Genomic DNA, 18,157 nt, shown 5'->3' with positions numbered 1-18,157 from the left:
GCAGGCGCAATGCAAATATTGATGCCTGTGCAGACCCTGTAGGAGTGAGCCTGTGTGGCCAGGGAGCTTGCTCCCGCTGGGTTGCGAAGCGACCCCAAAAGCTCTGCGACTGCTTCGCAGCCGAACGGGAGCAAGCTCCCTCGCCACAGTTCGCTCCCACATGGATTACGCCTGACGGGCGAAAAGTCGTTACTATAAGCGCCTCTTTGCCTGCCTTGCCATGGACACCATGACCGAGAACGACTATCTGATCGCTTGGGGCCTATACGCCTTTGCCGCTTTAGGCTGCCTGTTGGTGTGGATGCGCATCACCCGCTGGATGTGGCGTTGGCTGCGTGAACCGCTGCGGCTGCTGGTCGCCGTACTGCTGTTCAGCCCGACCATCATCGACCCGGTGAAGGAAAAAGTGGCCCCGGCCATCGCCATCACTGCGCTCGATCTGCTGTTCAAGGTGGGCAACAACGCCTGGCGGGCGGTTTCCGACCTGTTCATGTACGGCATGATCGCCTTTGGCATTTATCTGGTGTTCGTGGCGATCCGGTTCCCTATTGAACGGGCTTCCAACGCTCGCAAGGAACAGGCCGCCGCCGCCAAGGCCGCCGCCCGGGCCGACGATCCTGACGACGATCATCCGTTCGGCGGTGCCGGCGATGATCGTTACGGTCGTCCGCCAGTGCCGAGCAACCCTCAGCGATTGCGGGTCGAACCGCGGTTGTAATCCGGCCTTGAAGCGAGAGTCCGAGCATGTGTGAGTTATTGGGCATGAGCGCCAATGTGCCGACCGATATCGTGTTCAGCTTCACCGGGCTGATGCAGCGCGGCGGCCGCACCGGTCCGCACCGTGACGGTTGGGGCATCGCTTTCTATGAGGGGCGCGGTCTGCGGTTGTTTCAGGACCCGGCGGCCAGCAGCGAGTCAGAAGTGGCGAACCTGGTGCAGCGCTATCCGATCAAAAGCGAAGTGGTGATCGGGCATATCCGTCAGGCCAACGTGGGCAAGGTCTGCCTGTCCAACACGCACCCTTTCGTGCGTGAGCTGTGGGGCCGCAACTGGTGTTTCGCCCATAACGGTCAGCTGGCGGATTTTCAGCCGATCAAAAGCTTTTATCGCCCCGTCGGTGACACCGACAGCGAAGCGGCGTTCTGTGACCTGCTCAACCGTGTGCGCGCAGCGTTTCCAGAACCGGTCGAGATCGAAGCGCTGCTGCCGGACCTGGTCGCCGCTTGCGCCGAATACCGCAGCAGAGGCGTGTTCAACTGCCTGTTGAGTGACGGCGACTGGCTGTTCTGCTATTGCTCGACCAAATTGGTCCAGATCACTCGTCGCGCGCCATTCGGCCCGGCGCGGTTGAAGGATGTCGATGTGATCGTCGACTTCCAGGCCGAAACCACGCCCAACGATGTGGTCACGGTGATCGCCACCGAACCTTTGACCGAAAACGAAACCTGGACCCGCTACGAACCGGGCCAATGGAGCCTCTGGCGACGCGGCGAATGCGTCAGCCAGGGCAAGACCGAATAAGGATCTCACCCGATGTTGCTCAGTTATCTACGGCTGGTGTTGTTTGCGGCGGGCCTGTTGATCGGTGTCCAGGTGCCCGGGTTCATCAGCGATTACGCGAAACGGGTCGAAGCGCATCTGATTGAGGCGCAAACCAGCCTGAGCGGTTTCCAGGGCACCGCCAATCAGTTCTTCAAGGGCGATATGCAGGCGCTGGTCGCCCATTACCGCGCCAGTGAGGACCCGATTTTCCGCAGCGACGCCGAGAGCCTGAGCACCTTGCTCAGCCGTCAGGTGGCGCTCGATAAACAGTTCCACGCCATGCAGGGCCCGTGGTACATCCGTGTCTTGCAGGTCGCATTGGCGGCGGATCCGGATATTCGCAAGGAAACCTGGAATGGCTACAGCTACCAGATCCTGCTGACACCGGAAGCGATGATCTGGGGCATGAGCGGTGCGTTGCTGCTGTCCTTCGGCATCGAATGCCTGTTCCGTCTGATCGACTGGGTGGTGCTGGGCGGCAAACGCTTGCGCCAGAGCCGGCCGATCGAAGATCGGGATGTGCGCGGCCTGTAACACTGATCCTTCCCACGCAGAGCGTGGGAGCGATCATCATCAGCGCCGATCAGCGTGCGAGGACGATGTAGTCTTCACCCACCTTGCGCGCATACCCCTCCAGCACCTGCTGACACAACGCAACAATCTCCTCGACCCACTCCACACCCACCCGCCACGACACCACGACCTGCAAATTAGGCAGCTGTTGATCGATGGCCAGCAAGGTCAATTCCCCCCGCGCCAGTTCCTCGGCTACCAGAACCGGCGGCAACGCACCAATGCCGAATCCGTCGCGCAGCAATCGGGTGATCGCCGACACCGAGTTCACGCAGTTCAGCCGCGGCGTCATGACCCCGTTCGCCTGCATCAGACTCAGAATGTCCTGATGTGGATGTGAGTTTTTCGAGTAGGTAATGATCCGCTCGCGCGCCAGATCGGCAATGCCGGTGTACCCACGGTTGTAGATCGAATTGCTGGCGACAATCCAGCCCATCGGATGGCTCGCCAGTTCAAGGCTGCGCACGCTTTCCTGACGCACCAGATCGGTTTGCAGGATCAGATCGAGAAAGCCTTTTTGCAGCTGATCGCAGAGGTTGAGCGCCGTATCGGCCACCAGCTCGATTTCCACCCGCGGATAGTGATCCATCATCTGTGCCACCAACGGGCTCAGCCACGTGTGAATCACCGTGTCCATCACGCCGATCCGCACGCGCCCGACCTTGCTTGAGCGCGTCTCGATCGACTGCTTGAGGGCTTGCATGGTGTCCATCATCTGCTCGGCGTACTCGAGCACTTTCAAGCCTTCGGGCGTCAGGCTCACCCCCCGCGAGTCGCGCAGAAACAACTTCACCCCGAGCTCGCCTTCGAGTACCGCGATGCGGCTGGAAATCGATGCCTGGGTGGTGAAGAGCTTGTCAGCCGTCAGGCGGAAACTCTTGAGTCGGGCGACCCAGACAAAGGTCTCGAGAAATTTCAGGTTCATGGCGTTAAGTTTTTCTTATGCCTAGGGCGGGTTTTTATTAGTTGGACGCAGCAGGGCCGGACAACCAAAAATCAGGCCATCCGGTTCCCACGATAGGCGTCGTCGGGGCTCAGAACAATACCAATAAAATTTGCACGGAGAGTTGCCATGAGTGCGCCCGACACGCTCGACATCCCCAAAGCCACGTCTCGGCCGGGACCTTTCGACTGGTACCGCAACATCAATCAGCAGGAACGCCGCACCTTCTGGAGCTGCAAGATCGGCTATGGCCTGGACGGCATGGACACCCAGATGCTCAGCTTCGTGGTGCCGACCCTGATTGCCATGTGGGGCATCACGACTGGCGAGGCCGGGCTGATCCATACCAGCACGCTCATTGCGTCGGCCATCGGTGGTTGGGTGGCGGGGATTCTGTCGGACCGCATCGGCCGTGTGCGCACCTTGCAACTGACGGTGCTGTGGTTTGCCTTCTTCACCTTCCTCTGCGGCTTCGCGCAAAACTACGAGCAACTGTTGATCAGCCGCACCTTGATGGGCTTCGGTTTTGGCGGTGAGTGGACCGCCGGCGCAGTGCTGATGGGCGAGGTGATTCGCGCCAAGGACCGCGGCAAGGCCGTGGGCATGGTGCAATCGGGCTGGGCGCTGGGTTGGGGGCTGACGGCGATTCTCTATGCGCTGCTGTTCTCGGTATTGCCGCCGGAAGATGCCTGGCGTGCGCTGTTCATCCTCGGCATCGTGCCGGCGATTTTCGTGATCTTCGTCCGTCGACTGGTCAAGGACCCGGAAATCTACCGCGAAGCCAAGGCCAAGCAGGAGCCGGGCAACGCCGCGAAGTTCTACGAGATCTTCGCCCCCGGTATCCTCTTCACCACGATTCGCGCTTCGGTGCTGACCACGGGCGCACTGGGCGGTTACTACGCGATCACGTCCTGGCTGCCGACGTTTCTGAAAAACGAACGCGGTTTAAGCGTACTCGGCACGGGCGGTTATCTGGCGATGGTGATCGTCGGTTCCTACGTCGGCTACGTCATCAGTGCCTATTTGACGGACATCCTCGGCCGCAAACGAAACTTCATCCTGTTCGCCGTCGGCTCGTTCACCATCGTGTTGCTCTACACCCAGTTGCCGGTCAGTAACGGCGTGATGCTGTGGCTGGGCTTCCCGCTGGGCTTCTTCGCTTCGGGGATTTTCAGTGGCATGGGCGCGTTTTTGACCGAGCTGTTTCCGACACGTATTCGCGGTTCGGGGCAGGGCTTTTGCTACAACATCGGCCGGGCACTGGCGGCGTTGTTTCCGTTGCTGATCGGTTTGATGAGCCAGAAGGTGCCATTGAGCGTAGGCATCGGGGCTTTTGCGGCGGTGTCCTACGGTGTGGTGATCCTTGCTGCGTTGAGCTTGCCGGAAACCCGTGGCAAACAACTTGAAGCCGAGTAGCTGATAATCTGCGGGCATCTGCCCGACAGCAAAAAAAGAAAATGCCTACAGGAGTGTTCACCGTGAGCCGCCTGCTATTGAATTGCGACATCGGCGAGAGTTTCGGCAACTGGACCATGGGTCTGGACGCCGAGGTCATGCCCTTCATCGATTGCGCCAACATCGCCTGCGGCTTCCATGCCGGCGACCCGAGCATCATGCGCAAGACCGTCGGCCTGGCCCTGAGTAACGGCGTGCAGATCGGCGCGCATCCGGCCTATCAGGACCTGGTGGGTTTCGGCCGCCGCTCCATGGCCTACACCGCCCAGGAACTTCAGGACATTTTGCATTACCAGATCGGCGCCCTCGACGGCATCTGCCGGGCCCAAGGCGGGCGCGTCAGTTACGTCAAACCCCACGGCGCAATGTACAACGACATGATGGCCAACCCGGCGCAATTGCGCGCGGTGCTTCAGGCCGTGGCGGCGTATGACCGGACCTTGCCGCTGATGCTCATGGCCACGCGCGACAACAGCGCCGCCCAGCAACTGGGCGATGAATACGGCGTGACCTTGTGGTTCGAAGCCTTCGCCGACCGTGCCTACGACAGTGCCGGCATGTTGGTTTCGCGGCAACTGCCGGGGGCGGTACACCACGATCCCGAAACCATTATCGAGCAAGCGCTGACCATCGCCCGTGGCGACAACCTCATCGCCAGCGACGGCAGCGCCTTGCACTTGCAGGCCAACACCCTGTGCGTCCACGGTGACAACGCCAGTTCGGTGGCCGCCGTGCGCCGGATTCGCGAAGCCCTTGATCAGCAGAGCGCACCATGAAACCGCGGGTTGAGGTGGTGGCGCTGGATTGCCTGATGGTGCGTCTGTTCGATGAAATTGCCGAAGCCAACATGCCGTGGATGCTGGCGGCCAGCGAAAACCTGCGCGCTGCGTTTGCCGGGCATCTGATTGATCTGGTGCCGTCTTACACGACATTGATGGTGCATTACGACTTGACGGCGTTGAGTCCGACTCAAGCCCGGGAATTGATCGCCCAGGCGCTGATCGACCTGTCACCCAACGCGAGCACTCGCGGTAAATGCCATGTGCTGCCGGTCTGGTATGACTTGAGCGTCGGTCCGGAGTTGAGCTTGTTGTCTCAGCGCAGCGGGCTGTCGGTGGACGAGGTGATCCGCCGCCACAGCGAGCGCGAGTATCAAGTGTTCGCGCTGGGTTTCGCGCCGGGGTTCGCTTTCATGGGGCTGGTGGAAGAAGTGCTTGCCGCGCCGCGTCTGAATACGCCGCGTAAAAAGGTGGCGGCCGGCAGTGTCGGCATCGCCGAGCGGCAAACCGCCGCCTACCCGGTGGTGTCCCCCGGCGGCTGGAACCTGATCGGCCGTACGCCCGCCAAATTGTTCGACCGCGAACGCGATGGTTACAGCCTGATGCAACCGGGTGACACCGTGCGCTTTGAAGCGGTCGACCATGCGCAGTTCATCAACCTGGGCGGTGACGACACGCCATTGGAGGCCCAGGCATGAGCCGTCTATTGATTGAGGCGAGTACGCCGCTGTGCCTGTTGCAGGACGCGGGTCGTTTCGGCGTGCGGCATCTGGGTGTGACCCAGGGCGGCGGGCTGGATTGGCGTTCGATGTCATGGGCCAATTGGTTGTTGGGCAATGGCCTTGATGCGCCGGTGATTGAAATCACCCTCGGCGGTTTCAGCGTCGTAGCCGAGGAAGACTGCGTGTTGGCGCTGGCCGGGGCGGACCTGGGCGCGAAAGTGGATGGCGAGGCATTGGCGCCGTGGCGCAGTTTCCGGCTGAACAAGGGCCAGCGATTGCAATTCACTCAACCGCTGCTCGGGGCGCGAGCCTATCTGGCGGCACCGGGCGGGTTTGACGCGCCAAAGGTGTTGGGCAGCAGCGCGACGGTGGTCCGTGAAGAACTCGGCGGCCTGGATGGTATGGGCCGGCCATTGGCCAAAGGCGCGCCGTTGAGCTATCGCGGGAGTGCGCTGTTATTGCTGCGGGAGTTACCGGCAGAACACCGGCCTAATTTCAAAGTCGATTCGCCACTGGATGTGGTCCTCGGCGCGCAGATCGGTGAGTTCAGCGGGCAGAGCCTGTTCGATGCGTTCAACAGCGTCTGGACCCTCGACAGCCGTGCCGATCGCATGGGCATTCGCTTGCTGGGAACGCCGTTGCAGTATCAGGGCCAGCCGATGATTTCCGAAGGCATCCCGCTAGGCGCGGTCCAGGTCCCGCCGGACGGGCAGCCGATTGTGTTGCTCAATGATCGGCAGACCATTGGCGGTTATCCGCGATTGGGGGCGTTGACGCCGTTGGCACTCGCGCGGCTGGCGCAGTGCTTGCCGGGGGCGAAAGTGCGGTTGCGGCCTGTGGTGCAGGAGGTGGCGCATCGCGAACAGGTCGAGTATTTGCAGCGATTTTCAAACCGCTAAAAGCTTCGCGGGCAAGCCTCGCTCCTACAGGGTTGGTGCACGATGCACGAACACAGAAACCTGTAGGAGCGAGGCTTGCCCGCGAAGACGTTTTCACAGACAACAAAAATCTCTATTTGGAAAGAAACCTCATCCCTTCCTCCAACCCCCGCAACGTCAACGGGTACATCTGGTCGTCAATCAAGTCCCGCACAATATTGGTCGACGACGTATACCCCCACGTATCTTTCGGATAGGGGTTGATCCAGATGACCTTCTTGTACTTCTCCATGAACCGCTGCATCCACACATAACCGGCTTCTTCGTTCCAGTGCTCGACGCTGCCGCCGGCCTGGGTGATTTCATACGGTGCCATCGCAGCGTCACCAATGAAGATCACTTTGTAGTCGGCGCCGTACTTGTGCAGCAGGTCCTGGGTCGACGTGCGCTCGGAAGTGCGGCGCATGTTGTTCTTCCACACAGACTCATAAATGAAGTTGTGGAAGTAGAAGTACTCCAGGTGCTTGAACTCGGTCTTGCAGGCAGAGAACAGTTCCTCGCAGATCTTCACATGCGCGTCCATCGAGCCGCCGATGTCGAATAGCAGTAACAGCTTGACGGTGTTACGCCGCTCCGGCCGCATCTGGATATTCAGCAGGCCGGCATCGCGCGCGGTGTGGTCGATAGTGCCGTCGATGTCCAGCTCTTCCGCCGCGCCCTGACGGGCGAATTTGCGCAAGCGGCGCAGGGCGACCTTGATGTTGCGCGTGCCCAGTTCCACCGAATCGTCGAGGTTCTTGTACTCGCGCTGATCCCACACCTTGACCGCTTTGCCCTGGCGCTTGCCGGCATCGCCGACACGAATGCCTTCCGGGTTGAAGCCGCCGGAGCCAAACGGACTGGTGCCGCCGGTGCCGATCCATTTGTTACCGCCGGCATGGCGTTCTTTCTGTTCTTCGAGGCGTTTCTTGAATTCTTCGATCAGCTTGTCCAGACCGCCGAGGGACTGGATCGCGGCCCGCTCTTCTTCAGTCAGGGAACGCTCGAATTCCTTGCGCAGCCAATCTTCAGGAATCAAGGCCTGAAGGTGATCGTCGAGTTTCTCCAGGCCATTGAAGTAGGCGCCGAACGCGCGGTCGAACTTGTCGAAATGCCGTTCGTCCTTCACCAGAATCGCCCGGGACAGGTAATAGAACTCGTCCATGTCGGCGAAGGTCACGCGTTGTTTCAGCGCATTGATCAGGTCCAGAAGCTCACGCACCGAGACCGGCACCTTGGCTGCGCGCATTTCATTGAACAGGTTGAGCAGCATGGCGATCAGCCTCTTAGCGGGTGCCGCGACGGCTCATGAACGCCAGGCGCTCAAGCAATTGAACATCCTGTTCGTTTTTCACCAGGGCGCCTGCCAAGGGTGGGATCGCTTTGGTCGGATCGCGTTCGCGCAGTACCGCTTCGCCGATGTTGTCGGCCATCAGCAGCTTCAGCCAGTCCACCAGTTCCGAGGTCGAAGGCTTCTTCTTCAGGCCCGGGACCTTGCGCACGTCGAAGAACACGTCCAGCGCTTCGCTGACCAGGTCTTTCTTGATGTTCGGGTAGTGCACGTCGACGATTTTCTGCAGCGTCACGCGATCCGGGAACGCGATGTAGTGGAAGAAGCAGCGGCGCAGGAAGGCGTCCGGCAGCTCTTTCTCGTTGTTGGAGGTAATGATGATGATCGGGCGTTTCTTGGCCTTGATGGTTTCGTCGATCTCGTAAACGTAGAACTCCATCTTGTCGAGTTCTTGCAGCAGGTCGTTCGGGAACTCGATGTCGGCCTTGTCGATTTCGTCGATCAGCAGAATCACTCGCTCTTCGGACTCGAACGCTTCCCAGAGCTTGCCCTTTTTCAGGTAGTTGCGAACGTCGTGGACTTTTTCCGTGCCCAGTTGCGAGTCACGCAGGCGACTGACCGCGTCGTACTCGTACAGGCCCTGATGCGCCTTGGTGGTGGACTTGATGTGCCAGGTGATCAATTTCGCACCGAAGGATTCGGCCAATTGCTCGGCGAGCATGGTTTTGCCGGTGCCTGGCTCGCCCTTGACCAGCAGTGGACGCTCCAGGGTAATGGCGGCGTTGACCGCCAGCTTCAGGTCATCGGTGGCGACGTAGGCCTGGGTGCCTTCGAACTTCATCTGCTAATCCTCGAACGGTAAGCCGACCTGAATCAGGCAGGGCGGGGCGCAATAAGTGTAGTGCCCGACTATAACGCGCAGGCCGGTCGACTGTGAACGCAGACGGCTTATTCAGTCTCTGAATGGGGCGTCACTTGGTGACTTAACCCTGATCCGGTTTCGGCCGCTCATACCGGGCATTGAATGCCTGAACGAAACCATTGCGTAAAATCTGCAAAAACGCCTGGAACGCGCTGATATCTTGTCGATGCACGTTGCCGCTCAGTTCTACGCGAGTGGCAAACTGGTTCTTGCCCTGGTTTTTCAGCACGGTTTCGGAGCCGCCGACAATGGCTTCCCAGATGGACCGGAACAGCCCTTTGTCCTTGTTTTCCACGTCCTGCTGCCAGTTGAACACGTCCACGTCTTTGAGCAGCGGCTTGATATAGCCGGTCAATTGGGCTTTTTTGGCCTGCGCTTCAATGACTACATCGCCGTGACCGGCGTTGAAGTCGAATTTGCCATAGGCCGAGGCGAAGTCGTTCATGCGCTTGAGCTCGATATCCTTGGCGCGCAGGCGGAATTCGAAGTCTTCGAAATTGCTCAAGGGGTCGAAGGTGGCCGTGGTTTCCAGTGGGGCGTGGCCCAGCAACAGGGCCTTGCCTTCAAAGCGCGCGTCGCGCTTGCCTTCGGTGTCGACCACGTTGGTCAGGTTATAGAGGCTGGCGTTGACCTGAGTGGCGTTCATGTTGACGGGGGGCTTGGAATTGAAGTTTCGAAAGTTGATCTTGCCGTCGTAGATGCGTATTTCGTTAAAGGTGAACGGCGCCAGTTTGCTCAACTGCGCGCGCCAGTCGGTGCCTTGACCGGTCTGGGAGTTTTGTTTGTTGGCGCCGCCGTCGACGAAGTTCACCTCAGGGTTGAAGAACTGCACTTCGGCCACCACAGCGCGGTCGGACCAGAGTGAGTGCCAACTGACAGACAGGTCGATTAGCGGTGCATTGACGAAAGGCACCGGGACCTTGCCGTCGACCTTGACGATTTTCAGCCCGTTGATCTTGTAGGCGCCGCGCCACAGCGCGAGGTCGACGTCGGTGACCTGGCCCCGGTAATCGCCCATGTCCGCCAGTTTCTCGTTCAAGTAATCGCGCACCAGGTAGGGCAGGGCGAAGTGCAGGGCAATCAGCAGCACAACGAGACCGGCGAGGGTCCACAGGGGCCAACGGTATCGACGTTTCATGGCGGCAAATCTCTGACGATGTAAAGCCATTGACTGCGGTGTTTACCGGACGTTCGACCTGACTGGACGACCACTGGCAACAGGCATACCTTTGGGGGCTTATTCAACGCTGTACAAGGACCCAGCCATGAGCCGTATATACGCTGACAACGCCCATTCCATTGGCAATACGCCGCTGGTGCAGATCAACCGCATTGCCCCGCGCGGTGTGACCATCCTGGCCAAGATCGAAGGGCGCAACCCGGGTTACTCGGTCAAGTGCCGGATCGGCGCGAGCATGATCTGGGACGCCGAAAGCTCCGGCAAACTCAAGCCTGGCATGACCATCGTCGAACCGACGTCGGGCAATACCGGCATTGGCCTGGCCTTTGTTGCCGCGGCCCGTGGTTACAAGTTGATGCTGACCATGCCCGCGTCGATGAGTATCGAGCGACGCAAAGTCCTCAAGGCACTGGGCGCCGAACTGGTGCTGACCGAACCGGCCAAAGGCATGAAGGGCGCCATTGAGAAGGCTGCCGAGATCCTGGCCAGCGATCCGGCCAAATACTTCATGCCGTCGCAGTTCGACAACCCGGCCAACCCGGCCATTCACGAGAAAACCACCGGTCCGGAAATCTGGAACGATACTGACGGCGCAGTCGATGTGCTGGTCGCGGGCGTTGGAACCGGCGGAACCATTACCGGTGTTTCGCGGTATATCAAGAATACCCAAGGCAAACCGATTATCTCGGTAGCTGTGGAACCGGTGGTGTCGCCGGTGATTACCCAGGCGATAGCCGGTGAAGAGATCAAGCCGAGCCCGCACAAGATCCAGGGGATCGGTGCCGGTTTTGTCCCGAAGAATCTGGACTTGTCGATCGTCGATCGGGTTGAGTTGGTCACCGATGACGAATCGAAGGCCATGGCGCTGCGCCTGATGCAGGAAGAAGGGATTTTGTGCGGTATTTCCTGTGGCGCCGCGATGGCGGTGGCGGTGCGTCTGGCCGAAACACCGGAAATGCAGGGCAAGACCATCGTGGTGATCCTGCCGGATTCCGGTGAGCGCTACTTGTCGAGCATGTTGTTCAGCGACCTGTTCACCGAGCAGGAAAATCAGCAGTAGGCGCTGCCTGCGATGGTTTGATCTTTTGGTGAGAGGGCTGATTCAGGTCAGCCCCCGTTCAGGAACCTTATGTTAATAAGTGCTTTATTGCACAAACCTTAATACTGAATGTCGAGTTTTGCGGGTTTTTCCCGAGGCCGGTAGTGTTTATCATGGCCGGCTGCCACGTCGGGTAAATGGCGTTGTGCGAAGAGCCTAACCTCAAGGAGCCGTAGATGACCTTTTCCTTTGCCGCGAAAGCGTCAGTGTTGCTGCTATTCCTGGGCAGCACCCTCTATGTGCATTTGCGCGGGAAGGCGCGATTGCCGGTTCTGCGTCAATTCGTCAATCACTCGGCCTTGTTTGCGCCTTACAACGCCTTGATGTACCTGTTCTCCGGGGTGCCGTCCAAACCCTATCTGGACCGCAGCAAGTTTCCGGAACTGGACGTGCTCAAAGACAACTGGGAAGTCATCCGCGACGAAGCCATGCACCTGTTCGACGAGGGTTACATCCGCGCCGCCGAAAGACACAACGATGCGGGGTTTGGTTCGTTTTTCAAGAAAGGCTGGAAACGTTTCTACCTCAAGTGGTACGACAAACCCCTGCCATCCGCTGAAGCCTTGTGCCCGAAAACCGTGGCGCTGGTGAGCAGTATTCCCAACGTAAAGGGTGCAATGTTCGCGTTGCTGCCGGGTGGCAGCCACCTCAACCCGCACCGCGACCCGTTTGCCGGTTCGCTGCGCTATCACCTGGGGCTGTCGACGCCGAACTCCGACGATTGCCGTATCTTTGTCGACGGCCAGGTGTATGCCTGGCGTGATGGTGAAGATGTGATGTTTGATGAGACCTACGTGCATTGGGTCAAGAACGAATCCGAGAAAACCCGCGTCATTCTGTTCTGCGACATCGAACGACCGCTGAGCAACCGCGTCATGACCTTCATCAACCGCTGGCTCAGCGGCTTGCTCGGTCGCGCCACCGCACCTCAGAACCTTGATGATGAACGTGTCGGCGGGATTAACCAGGCGTATGCCTGGAGCAAGAATTCCAGCGACAAGGTCAGTGGCGTGGTCAAACGCTGGAAGCGTCGTAATCCCAAGGCGTACCGCGTGCTGCGGCCGGTGTTGGCGGTGGTGGTGCTGACGTTGTTGGGGTATTGGTTGTTTGCGTGACTGGATTCAAAAGAAAACCGCTCTTGGGAGCGGTTTTTTTATGAGCAGAATTTAAATGGCGCGCCCGCGACGAGGTGTCGTGACTGGCCCTTTGTCCAAGTCATTGCAATCCATGTCCGCCGCTGGTTATAGTCGGCGCTCGGTGGTTCTCTGACCCACCGCCCACCCCATCAAAAAAGATCAGCCCATGCCAGCTTCCCTCATCAATGCGGTAGTCGATTCAGCGGTCAACGCTGGCGTCGTGCCGTGCGGGAATAAGCAGCCTGCGCAGATCAGTCATTACCCCCCACCTGTCAGTAGCACGCCGGTGTACGCAGTCGTATCACCGCCGGGCGTTGGCGTTTCGGGCTGATCAGCGTTCTTTGCTGTTCTGCGCGCCCGCCTGAAAAAAACTACTGAATTTCAGCTTCGGCTGAGTTGGCTTCTTGCCTGACTACAGGTGGTATTCATGTTTGTCCTGTCGAAAAAATCCGCGCTCGCGGCGGCGTCCACGAGCCTGTTCGTTCTGCTGTGGAGCAGCGGTGCGATCTTCTCCAAATGGGGCCTGGCCCACGCATCGCCCTTTGCCTTTCTGCTGATTCGCTTTGCCATCGCCTTGTGCGGATTGATGCTGCTGGTGCCGTTGCTCAAGCTGAAATTGCCCAAGGGTGGCAAAGCGATGTTGTATGCGATGGCCACGGGCGTGGTGTTGCTGGGGGCTTATCAGATTTTTTATCTGCTGGCTCTGGACCTCAAAGTCACACCGGGCGTTATGGCAACCATCATGGGTGTGCAGCCGATTCTCACGGTGGTGATCATGGAGCGTCAGCGCTCGGCCAGCCGGATGTTCGGTCTGGCGCTGGGCCTGGTCGGGTTGATCATGGTGGTTTACCAGGGCATCGGTCTGGCCGGCATGTCTTTGGCCGGGATGCTTTTTGGTTTGCTGGCGTTGGCGAGCATGACCTTTGGCTCGATCATGCAGAAGCGCATCACCGACAATCCCCTCGGCACACTGCCGGTGCAGTACCTCGCGGGGCTGCTGCTCTGCGGGATCTTCGTGCCGTTCCAGCCGTTTCATTTCGAACACGGCAGCGGGTTTATCGTGCCGGTGCTGTGGATGGGATTGGTGGTGTCGGTGCTGGCAACGTTGCTGCTGTACCGCTTGATCGCCCGGGGCAATCTGGTGAATGTCACCAGTCTGTTTTACCTGGTGCCGGCCGTGACGGCGGTGATGGACTACCTGATTTTCGGTAATCGGCTGGCGGTATTGAGCATGCTCGGCATGCTGCTGATCATCGTCGGGCTGGTATTTGTGTTCCGTAAAGCAGCGTAAAGCAGCGTGAAAATGAAAGGCCCGGAGCATTGGCTCCGGGCCTTTTTTATTTGGTCAGCGCGTGCTCGGCCCGCACCGAATTCATGAACGCCTGCATCGCTGACGATTGAATGCGGTGACGGCGGGTAATCAGCCCGTACGGCGGCAGCCGTGCTTCAAACTTGATCGGCAACACCGCCAGCAAATCACGGCCCGGGTAATCCTCCACCACCGACACCGGTGTGACGCCCAGCATGTCGGTCTGCTGGATCAAGGACAGCAAGGTCATGATCGAGGTGGTCTCAACGATGCTGCTGGGGATGTCGACCCGCGCATTGTGGAATACCTGATTGATGATCGCGCGCATCGGACTCGGTTGCTGTTGCAGCACCCAAGTCATGTTCTGCAACTCGGCCCAGCTCAGGTTTTTCTCTTTCGCCAACGGGTTCTGCGCGCCGGAGATGACGCACAAGGCTTCTTCGCCGAGGCTGTCGAACAGCAACTCTTCGGCCCGTGCGCCCGCCGGAATCCGGCCCAATACGATATCCAGCTGGTCCTGCAACAGCGCCTGCACCAGCACGTCGCTGGTGTCGACCTGAATGCTCATCGACAAGCGTGGATGGCTTTGCTTCAAGGTCGCGATGGTGCGGGTCAACAGCCCCGAGGCCAGCGCCGGAATCGCACCGACCGCAACCCGGCCAAGGTTGCCGGATTCGAGCGCGACCAGTTCTTCACGCATGCCACTCAGTTCAGCAAACACCATGCGCGCGTAGTAGATGACGGTTTCCCCGAACGGGGTCGAGCGCATGCCCCGGGGCAGACGCTCGAAGAGTTCGACGCCGAGCAAGTCTTCGGCTTCGTGCAACATCTTGGTGGCTGCCGGCTGGGTCATGCCGATGTGGTCGGCGGCGCGACGCAACGAGCCGAATTCCTGCAACGCCAGCATCAGCCGCAGTTGGCGCAGACGCAGTCGACTGTGGATCACATTGGCAGCAGGAATTCGGGTCATGGGCCGTGCTCGCAATTAGGACTGCGGCAAGCCTGACAACAAATGCCAGGCGTTGCCAGCATTGCCGTGTTACAGCACCGATTTAGGCTTGGCGACCTGGGGTTTGCGCAGCCCCGTCAGGGTGCCCAGCGCCTTGGAAATCAACGGCCAGAACAGCATCAGCAACGCCGCCGTGGTCAGGCAGCCCACTAACGGGTTGGACCAGAAAATCCCCACGTGGCCGTCGGAGAACAGCATCGACTGACGGAACGCATCTTCCGCCTTGTCGCCCAGTACCGCCGCCAACACCAGCGGCGCAATCGGGTAACCGAGTTTCTTGAACAGATAACCCAGCGCGCCGAAGCCCAGCATCAACACCACGTCGACGAACGAGTTGTGCACCGAGTAGGCACCGATGGCACAGACCATGATGATGATCGGCGCAATGATCGAGAACGGAATGCGCAGGATCGAGGCGAACAGCGGCACCGTGGCCAGCACCACGATCAGGCTGACCACGTTCCCGAGGTACATGCTGGCGATCAGGCCCCAGACAAAATCGTGCTGCTCGACGAACAACGTCGGGCCAGGATGCAGGCCCCAGATCATCAACCCGCCGAGCATGACCGCTGCGGTCGCCGATCCGGGAATGCCGAGGGTCAGCATCGGCAACAGCGCGCTGGTGCCGGCGGCGTGGTCGGCGGTTTCCGGGGCGATCACGCCTTCGAGTTCACCCTTGCCGAAGTTCTCGCGGTTCTTCGAAAAGCGCCGCGCCAGACTGTAGCTCATGAACGAGGCCGCCGTCGGGCCACCCGGTGTGATGCCCATCCAGCAACCGACCAGGGTGCTGCGCAGGATCGTCCACCAGTAACGCGGCAACTTGGCCCAGGTGCGCAGGATGACCATCGGCGTGATGCGCGCATGCTCGCCGCGAAACACCAGGCCTTCCTCGACGGTGCAGAGAATTTCGCCGATCCCGAACAAGCCGATCACGGCCACCTCGAAGCTGATGCCCGTCATCAATGCGGGCTGATCGAAGGTCAGGCGCAGGTTGCCGGAGACAGTGTCCATGCCCACGGCGGCCATGGCGAAACCAATCATCATCGCCACCACGGTTTTCAGCGGCGGATTCTTGCTCATGCCGATGAAGGTGCAAAACGCCAACAGGTACACCGCGAAGAACTCCGGCGAACTGAAAGACATGGCGAATGCGGCAATCTTGGTCGACAGGAAGGTCAGCAGCAACACCCCGGCCAGCGCGCCGATCAGCGCCGAACTGAATGCGGCCGTCAACGCTTCGGCAGCGCGACCTTCGCGGGCCATCGGGTAACCGTCGAACGTGGTCGCCACCGATGAGGGCTCACCGGGGATGTTGAACAGAATCGAGGTAATCGAGCCGCCGAACAGCGCGCCCCAATACATGCACGACAGCAAAATGATCGCCGACACCGGCGACATGGTGAAGGTCAGCGGCAGCAACAACGCCACGCCATTGGGGGCGCCGAGGCCGGGCAATACGCCGACCAGAATGCCCAGCAGCACGCCGATCACCATCAGGCCGATGTGGCCCGGGGTGAGGATCAGGTTCATGCCTTGCAGCAGGGAATCGAATTCGCTCATTTGAAACTTCTCCCGGCCAGTGCAATCCAGTCGCCCATCGGGCCGGCATCCAGCGGGACCTTGAACCACAACGCGAAAATCAGGTAGCTGGCCAGCACCGCGCCGAGGGACACGGTGCCGATCATCCATTTGCCGTAAGGCTTGGCGCGCACCTTGTCACGCCACATGAACCAGGCGATGAAGCAGGCCGAGGCCACGTAAATGCCGGTGAAAGGCATGGCGCCGACGAACAGCGCAATCGGGATGAACACCGACAGCACTTGCTTGAATGCACTGCGGCTGACGAATGCAATGCTCAGGGCGTGCCAGCGCACCACGGTCAACACGCCGTTGCCCACGCTCGCGGCGCTCAACAGCAGGCCGATGTAGAAGGGGAAGTAACCCGGCTCGGGGCCGGAATCGCCCCAGCCGATACCTTGTTCGAGACTGCCGAACATCACCACCGCGCCGATCAGCGTGGTGAAGAGTGTCAGGCCGAGTTCGACCCAGCGGGTACCGACCAGCGCCGGTGAATCCGAAGAATGGGACATCAAAGCACCTCCAGAGGTGACGGCCGTGCGCACGCGCACGGCCGTGAACAACTCAGTTTTTCAGCCAGCCGGCTTCTTTGAACACCGGGGTGACGCGGGCGGTGTCTTTCTCAATGTAGGCAGTCAGCGGCTCGCCTTCGAGGAAGGTGGGTACCAAAGCGTTCTGTTTCACGTAGGCCTTGAACTCTGGAGTCTCGGTGACTTTGCGCATCAGCTCGACATAGAACGCCCGCTGTTCGGCGGTGACGTCGCCGGGCATGAACACGGTGCGCGGGAAGCGGTATTGATCGATACCCAGGCCTTGTTCGTGGCAGGTCGGAACGTCGGCCCAGGATTTATCACCCGCGACTTTCTCGGTGTAGCTCATGCGTTCCTTGCTGAACACGCAGAGCGGTTCGACCTGGTCGCCGCGCCATTGGCTGATGCTTTCGCTGGGGTTGTTGACGTTGGCGGCGATGTGTTTGCCGGCCAGTTGGGTCGCGGCTTCGCTGCCGCTCTTGAACGGGATGTACACCAGTTTGCTGTTGTTGGTCTGGTTCAGCAGCAGGGTCAGGGTCTGGTCGACATCCTTGGACTGACTGCCGCCCATGCGCAGTTTCGACGGATCAGTCTTGGCCGCTTCGTAGAAGCCTTTGGCGTCTTTCCAGGGGGCATCCTTGTAGCTCCAGAGAATGAAGTCGTCCTCTGCAACGGCCGCCACGGGAGTCAGCTCCTGCCATTGATAGCCAAGCTTGGAAACCAGCGGCAACAGGTAGATGTTGTTGGTGCCGATCACCAGTTTTTCCGGATCGCCCTTGTTCATTTTCAGGTCAAGGAACGCTTCGGCACCGTTGCCGCCGCCCTTGTTGAGGACGATGGTATTCACGTCGAGGAACTTGTGTGTGGTGATGATCGACTGGATCAGCCGACCGAGCTGGTCAGTACCGCCGCCGGGGCCGCCGGCAACGAGGATTTCGACGTTCTTGTCCGGCTGCCAGGCAGCGTTGGCGAGTGCGGGGAGGGCGCCGGCGGCGACCAGTGTGCAGCCAAGAAACAGACGGGATGTGCGACGGACGAATGCATTTCGCATGGAAGGGCCTCGTTTTTTGTAATTGTTATGAATGACTTGTCGGTGCTCAAAAGCTGCAAGCCTGGACTGAGTGTGGGAAGCCTCCGCTTCGGCGTCTAGTCAAAACAATACATACACCGAT

19 protein-coding genes are annotated in these 18,157 nt (G+C 59.8%); 11 read left to right on the top strand and 8 right to left on the bottom strand.

Features of this window, described 5'->3' with window-relative positions; all coding sequences use genetic code 11:
- Positions 1-220 precede the first annotated feature (220 nt).
- Genes FHL16_RS20775 through FHL16_RS20765 form a run of 3 tightly spaced genes read left to right on the top strand, consistent with a single transcriptional unit; the run spans position 221 to position 2,076 of the window.
- Positions 221-718, top strand: a complete 498-nt coding sequence (locus tag FHL16_RS20775) for a hypothetical protein (RefSeq protein ID WP_010462122.1) — start codon at positions 221-223, stop codon at positions 716-718.
- 26 nt (positions 719-744) lie between these two features.
- Positions 745-1,521: a class II glutamine amidotransferase gene (locus FHL16_RS20770; RefSeq protein ID WP_077749163.1), complete on the top strand. Its 777-nt coding sequence runs from the start codon at positions 745-747 to the stop codon at positions 1,519-1,521.
- Between the two features lie 12 nt (positions 1,522-1,533).
- Entirely contained in the window at positions 1,534-2,076 is a 543-nt protein-coding gene (locus FHL16_RS20765; RefSeq protein WP_010462118.1) for a DUF2937 family protein, read from the top strand.
- Between the two features lie 49 nt (positions 2,077-2,125).
- Here FHL16_RS20765 and FHL16_RS20760 read toward each other — a convergent pair whose 3' ends face one another.
- Entirely contained in the window at positions 2,126-3,040 is a 915-nt protein-coding gene (locus tag FHL16_RS20760) for a LysR family transcriptional regulator (protein WP_010462116.1), read from the bottom strand.
- A gap of 147 nt (positions 3,041-3,187) precedes the next feature.
- Between FHL16_RS20760 and FHL16_RS20755 the strand changes: the two genes are divergently transcribed.
- From FHL16_RS20755 to FHL16_RS20740, 4 genes are all read left to right on the top strand, one after another.
- The gene (locus tag FHL16_RS20755) at positions 3,188-4,474 is read left to right on the top strand and encodes an MFS transporter (RefSeq protein ID WP_010462114.1); all 1,287 of its coding nucleotides are present in this window, start codon (positions 3,188-3,190) and stop codon (positions 4,472-4,474) included.
- Positions 4,475-4,536: 62 nt separating this feature from the next.
- The gene (locus FHL16_RS20750; protein ID WP_010462112.1) at positions 4,537-5,289 is read left to right on the top strand and encodes a 5-oxoprolinase subunit PxpA; all 753 of its coding nucleotides are present in this window, start codon (positions 4,537-4,539) and stop codon (positions 5,287-5,289) included.
- Positions 5,286-5,990 carry a 5-oxoprolinase subunit PxpB gene (gene pxpB / locus FHL16_RS20745; protein WP_010462110.1) on the top strand — a complete coding sequence of 235 codons (705 nt, stop codon included), beginning with the start codon at positions 5,286-5,288 and terminating at the stop codon, positions 5,988-5,990. The genes FHL16_RS20750 and pxpB overlap by 4 nt, the downstream gene beginning before the upstream one ends.
- Positions 5,987-6,913, top strand: a complete 927-nt coding sequence (locus FHL16_RS20740) for a 5-oxoprolinase subunit C family protein (RefSeq protein WP_077749162.1) — start codon at positions 5,987-5,989, stop codon at positions 6,911-6,913. The genes pxpB and FHL16_RS20740 overlap by 4 nt, the downstream gene beginning before the upstream one ends.
- 112 nt (positions 6,914-7,025) lie before the next feature.
- Here FHL16_RS20740 and FHL16_RS20735 read toward each other — a convergent pair whose 3' ends face one another.
- The 3 genes from FHL16_RS20735 to FHL16_RS20725 form a co-directional block, all read right to left on the bottom strand.
- Complete coding sequence (locus FHL16_RS20735) at positions 7,026-8,204, bottom strand: vWA domain-containing protein (RefSeq protein ID WP_077749161.1); 1,179 nt, start codon at positions 8,202-8,204, stop codon at positions 7,026-7,028.
- Between the two features lie 13 nt (positions 8,205-8,217).
- Positions 8,218-9,063 carry an AAA family ATPase gene (locus tag FHL16_RS20730; protein WP_010462104.1) on the bottom strand — a complete coding sequence of 282 codons (846 nt, stop codon included), beginning with the start codon at positions 9,061-9,063 and terminating at the stop codon, positions 8,218-8,220.
- A 142-nt stretch (positions 9,064-9,205) separates the two neighbouring features.
- Positions 9,206-10,312 (bottom strand): DUF748 domain-containing protein, encoded by a 1,107-nt coding sequence (locus FHL16_RS20725; RefSeq protein WP_446730763.1) that lies wholly within the window; start codon positions 10,310-10,312, stop codon positions 9,206-9,208.
- Positions 10,313-10,409: 97 nt separating this feature from the next.
- On the opposite strand from FHL16_RS20725, the gene cysK reads away from it, so the two are divergent.
- The 4 genes from cysK to FHL16_RS20710 all read left to right on the top strand — a co-directional run bounded on the left by cysK (position 10,410) and on the right by FHL16_RS20710 (position 13,850).
- Positions 10,410-11,384, top strand: coding sequence for a cysteine synthase A (gene cysK, locus FHL16_RS20720; RefSeq protein WP_010462101.1), 975 nt, complete (start codon positions 10,410-10,412; stop codon positions 11,382-11,384).
- A gap of 215 nt (positions 11,385-11,599) precedes the next feature.
- Positions 11,600-12,538, top strand: a complete 939-nt coding sequence (locus FHL16_RS20715; protein ID WP_010462099.1) for an aspartyl/asparaginyl beta-hydroxylase domain-containing protein — start codon at positions 11,600-11,602, stop codon at positions 12,536-12,538.
- A gap of 187 nt (positions 12,539-12,725) precedes the next feature.
- Entirely contained in the window at positions 12,726-12,890 is a 165-nt protein-coding gene (locus tag FHL16_RS34075; RefSeq protein WP_167362268.1) for a hypothetical protein, read from the top strand.
- Positions 12,891-12,986: 96 nt separating this feature from the next.
- Positions 12,987-13,850: a DMT family transporter gene (locus FHL16_RS20710; RefSeq protein ID WP_077749160.1), complete on the top strand. Its 864-nt coding sequence runs from the start codon at positions 12,987-12,989 to the stop codon at positions 13,848-13,850.
- Between the two features lie 46 nt (positions 13,851-13,896).
- On the opposite strand, the gene FHL16_RS20705 is transcribed toward FHL16_RS20710, so the two are convergent.
- The 4 genes from FHL16_RS20705 to FHL16_RS20690 form a co-directional block, all read right to left on the bottom strand.
- Entirely contained in the window at positions 13,897-14,838 is a 942-nt protein-coding gene (locus tag FHL16_RS20705; protein ID WP_077749159.1) for a LysR family transcriptional regulator, read from the bottom strand.
- Positions 14,839-14,907: 69 nt separating this feature from the next.
- A complete protein-coding gene (locus FHL16_RS20700) occupies positions 14,908-16,437 on the bottom strand; it encodes a tripartite tricarboxylate transporter permease (protein WP_010462093.1) in 1,530 nt (509 codons plus the stop codon).
- Positions 16,434-16,967, bottom strand: a complete 534-nt coding sequence (locus FHL16_RS20695) for a tripartite tricarboxylate transporter TctB family protein (protein WP_010462091.1) — start codon at positions 16,965-16,967, stop codon at positions 16,434-16,436. The genes FHL16_RS20700 and FHL16_RS20695 overlap by 4 nt, the downstream gene beginning before the upstream one ends.
- Before the next feature lie 52 nt (positions 16,968-17,019).
- Positions 17,020-18,036 carry a Bug family tripartite tricarboxylate transporter substrate binding protein gene (locus tag FHL16_RS20690; protein ID WP_077749158.1) on the bottom strand — a complete coding sequence of 339 codons (1,017 nt, stop codon included), beginning with the start codon at positions 18,034-18,036 and terminating at the stop codon, positions 17,020-17,022.
- Positions 18,037-18,157 lie beyond the last annotated feature (121 nt).

It is taken from the genome of Pseudomonas sp. FSL W5-0299 (assembly GCF_005930655.1).
Classification (GTDB): domain Bacteria; phylum Pseudomonadota; class Gammaproteobacteria; order Pseudomonadales; family Pseudomonadaceae; genus Aquipseudomonas; species Aquipseudomonas mandelii.
The sequence above is the reverse complement of the archived record's forward strand: the minus strand, read 5'-3'. Positions and strand labels throughout refer to the sequence as shown.

Bases quoted from the DNA above. Each gene is read 5' to 3' on its own strand.
- FHL16_RS20770 (WP_077749163.1), top strand. From the start codon at position 745: ATGTGTGAGTTATTGGGCATGAGCGCCAATGTGCCGACCGATATCGTG.
- FHL16_RS20735 (WP_077749161.1), bottom strand. From the start codon at position 8,204: ATGCTGCTCAACCTGTTCAATGAAATGCGCGCAGCCAAGGTGCCGGTC.
- FHL16_RS20700 (WP_010462093.1), bottom strand. From the start codon at position 16,437: ATGAGCGAATTCGATTCCCTGCTGCAAGGCATGAACCTGATCCTCACC.
- FHL16_RS20775 (WP_010462122.1), top strand. From the start codon at position 221: ATGGACACCATGACCGAGAACGACTATCTGATCGCTTGGGGCCTATAC.
- FHL16_RS20725 (WP_446730763.1), bottom strand. From the start codon at position 10,312: ATGGCTTTACATCGTCAGAGATTTGCCGCCATGAAACGTCGATACCGT.
- FHL16_RS20755 (WP_010462114.1), top strand. From the start codon at position 3,188: ATGAGTGCGCCCGACACGCTCGACATCCCCAAAGCCACGTCTCGGCCG.
- FHL16_RS20710 (WP_077749160.1), top strand. From the start codon at position 12,987: ATGTTTGTCCTGTCGAAAAAATCCGCGCTCGCGGCGGCGTCCACGAGC.
- cysK (WP_010462101.1), top strand. From the start codon at position 10,410: ATGAGCCGTATATACGCTGACAACGCCCATTCCATTGGCAATACGCCG.
- FHL16_RS20730 (WP_010462104.1), bottom strand. From the start codon at position 9,063: ATGAAGTTCGAAGGCACCCAGGCCTACGTCGCCACCGATGACCTGAAG.
- FHL16_RS20765 (WP_010462118.1), top strand. From the start codon at position 1,534: ATGTTGCTCAGTTATCTACGGCTGGTGTTGTTTGCGGCGGGCCTGTTG.
- FHL16_RS20740 (WP_077749162.1), top strand. From the start codon at position 5,987: ATGAGCCGTCTATTGATTGAGGCGAGTACGCCGCTGTGCCTGTTGCAG.
- FHL16_RS20760 (WP_010462116.1), bottom strand. From the start codon at position 3,040: ATGAACCTGAAATTTCTCGAGACCTTTGTCTGGGTCGCCCGACTCAAG.
- FHL16_RS34075 (WP_167362268.1), top strand. From the start codon at position 12,726: ATGCCAGCTTCCCTCATCAATGCGGTAGTCGATTCAGCGGTCAACGCT.
- FHL16_RS20690 (WP_077749158.1), bottom strand. From the start codon at position 18,036: ATGCGAAATGCATTCGTCCGTCGCACATCCCGTCTGTTTCTTGGCTGC.
- pxpB (WP_010462110.1), top strand. From the start codon at position 5,286: ATGAAACCGCGGGTTGAGGTGGTGGCGCTGGATTGCCTGATGGTGCGT.
- FHL16_RS20695 (WP_010462091.1), bottom strand. From the start codon at position 16,967: ATGTCCCATTCTTCGGATTCACCGGCGCTGGTCGGTACCCGCTGGGTC.
- FHL16_RS20705 (WP_077749159.1), bottom strand. From the start codon at position 14,838: ATGACCCGAATTCCTGCTGCCAATGTGATCCACAGTCGACTGCGTCTG.
- FHL16_RS20715 (WP_010462099.1), top strand. From the start codon at position 11,600: ATGACCTTTTCCTTTGCCGCGAAAGCGTCAGTGTTGCTGCTATTCCTG.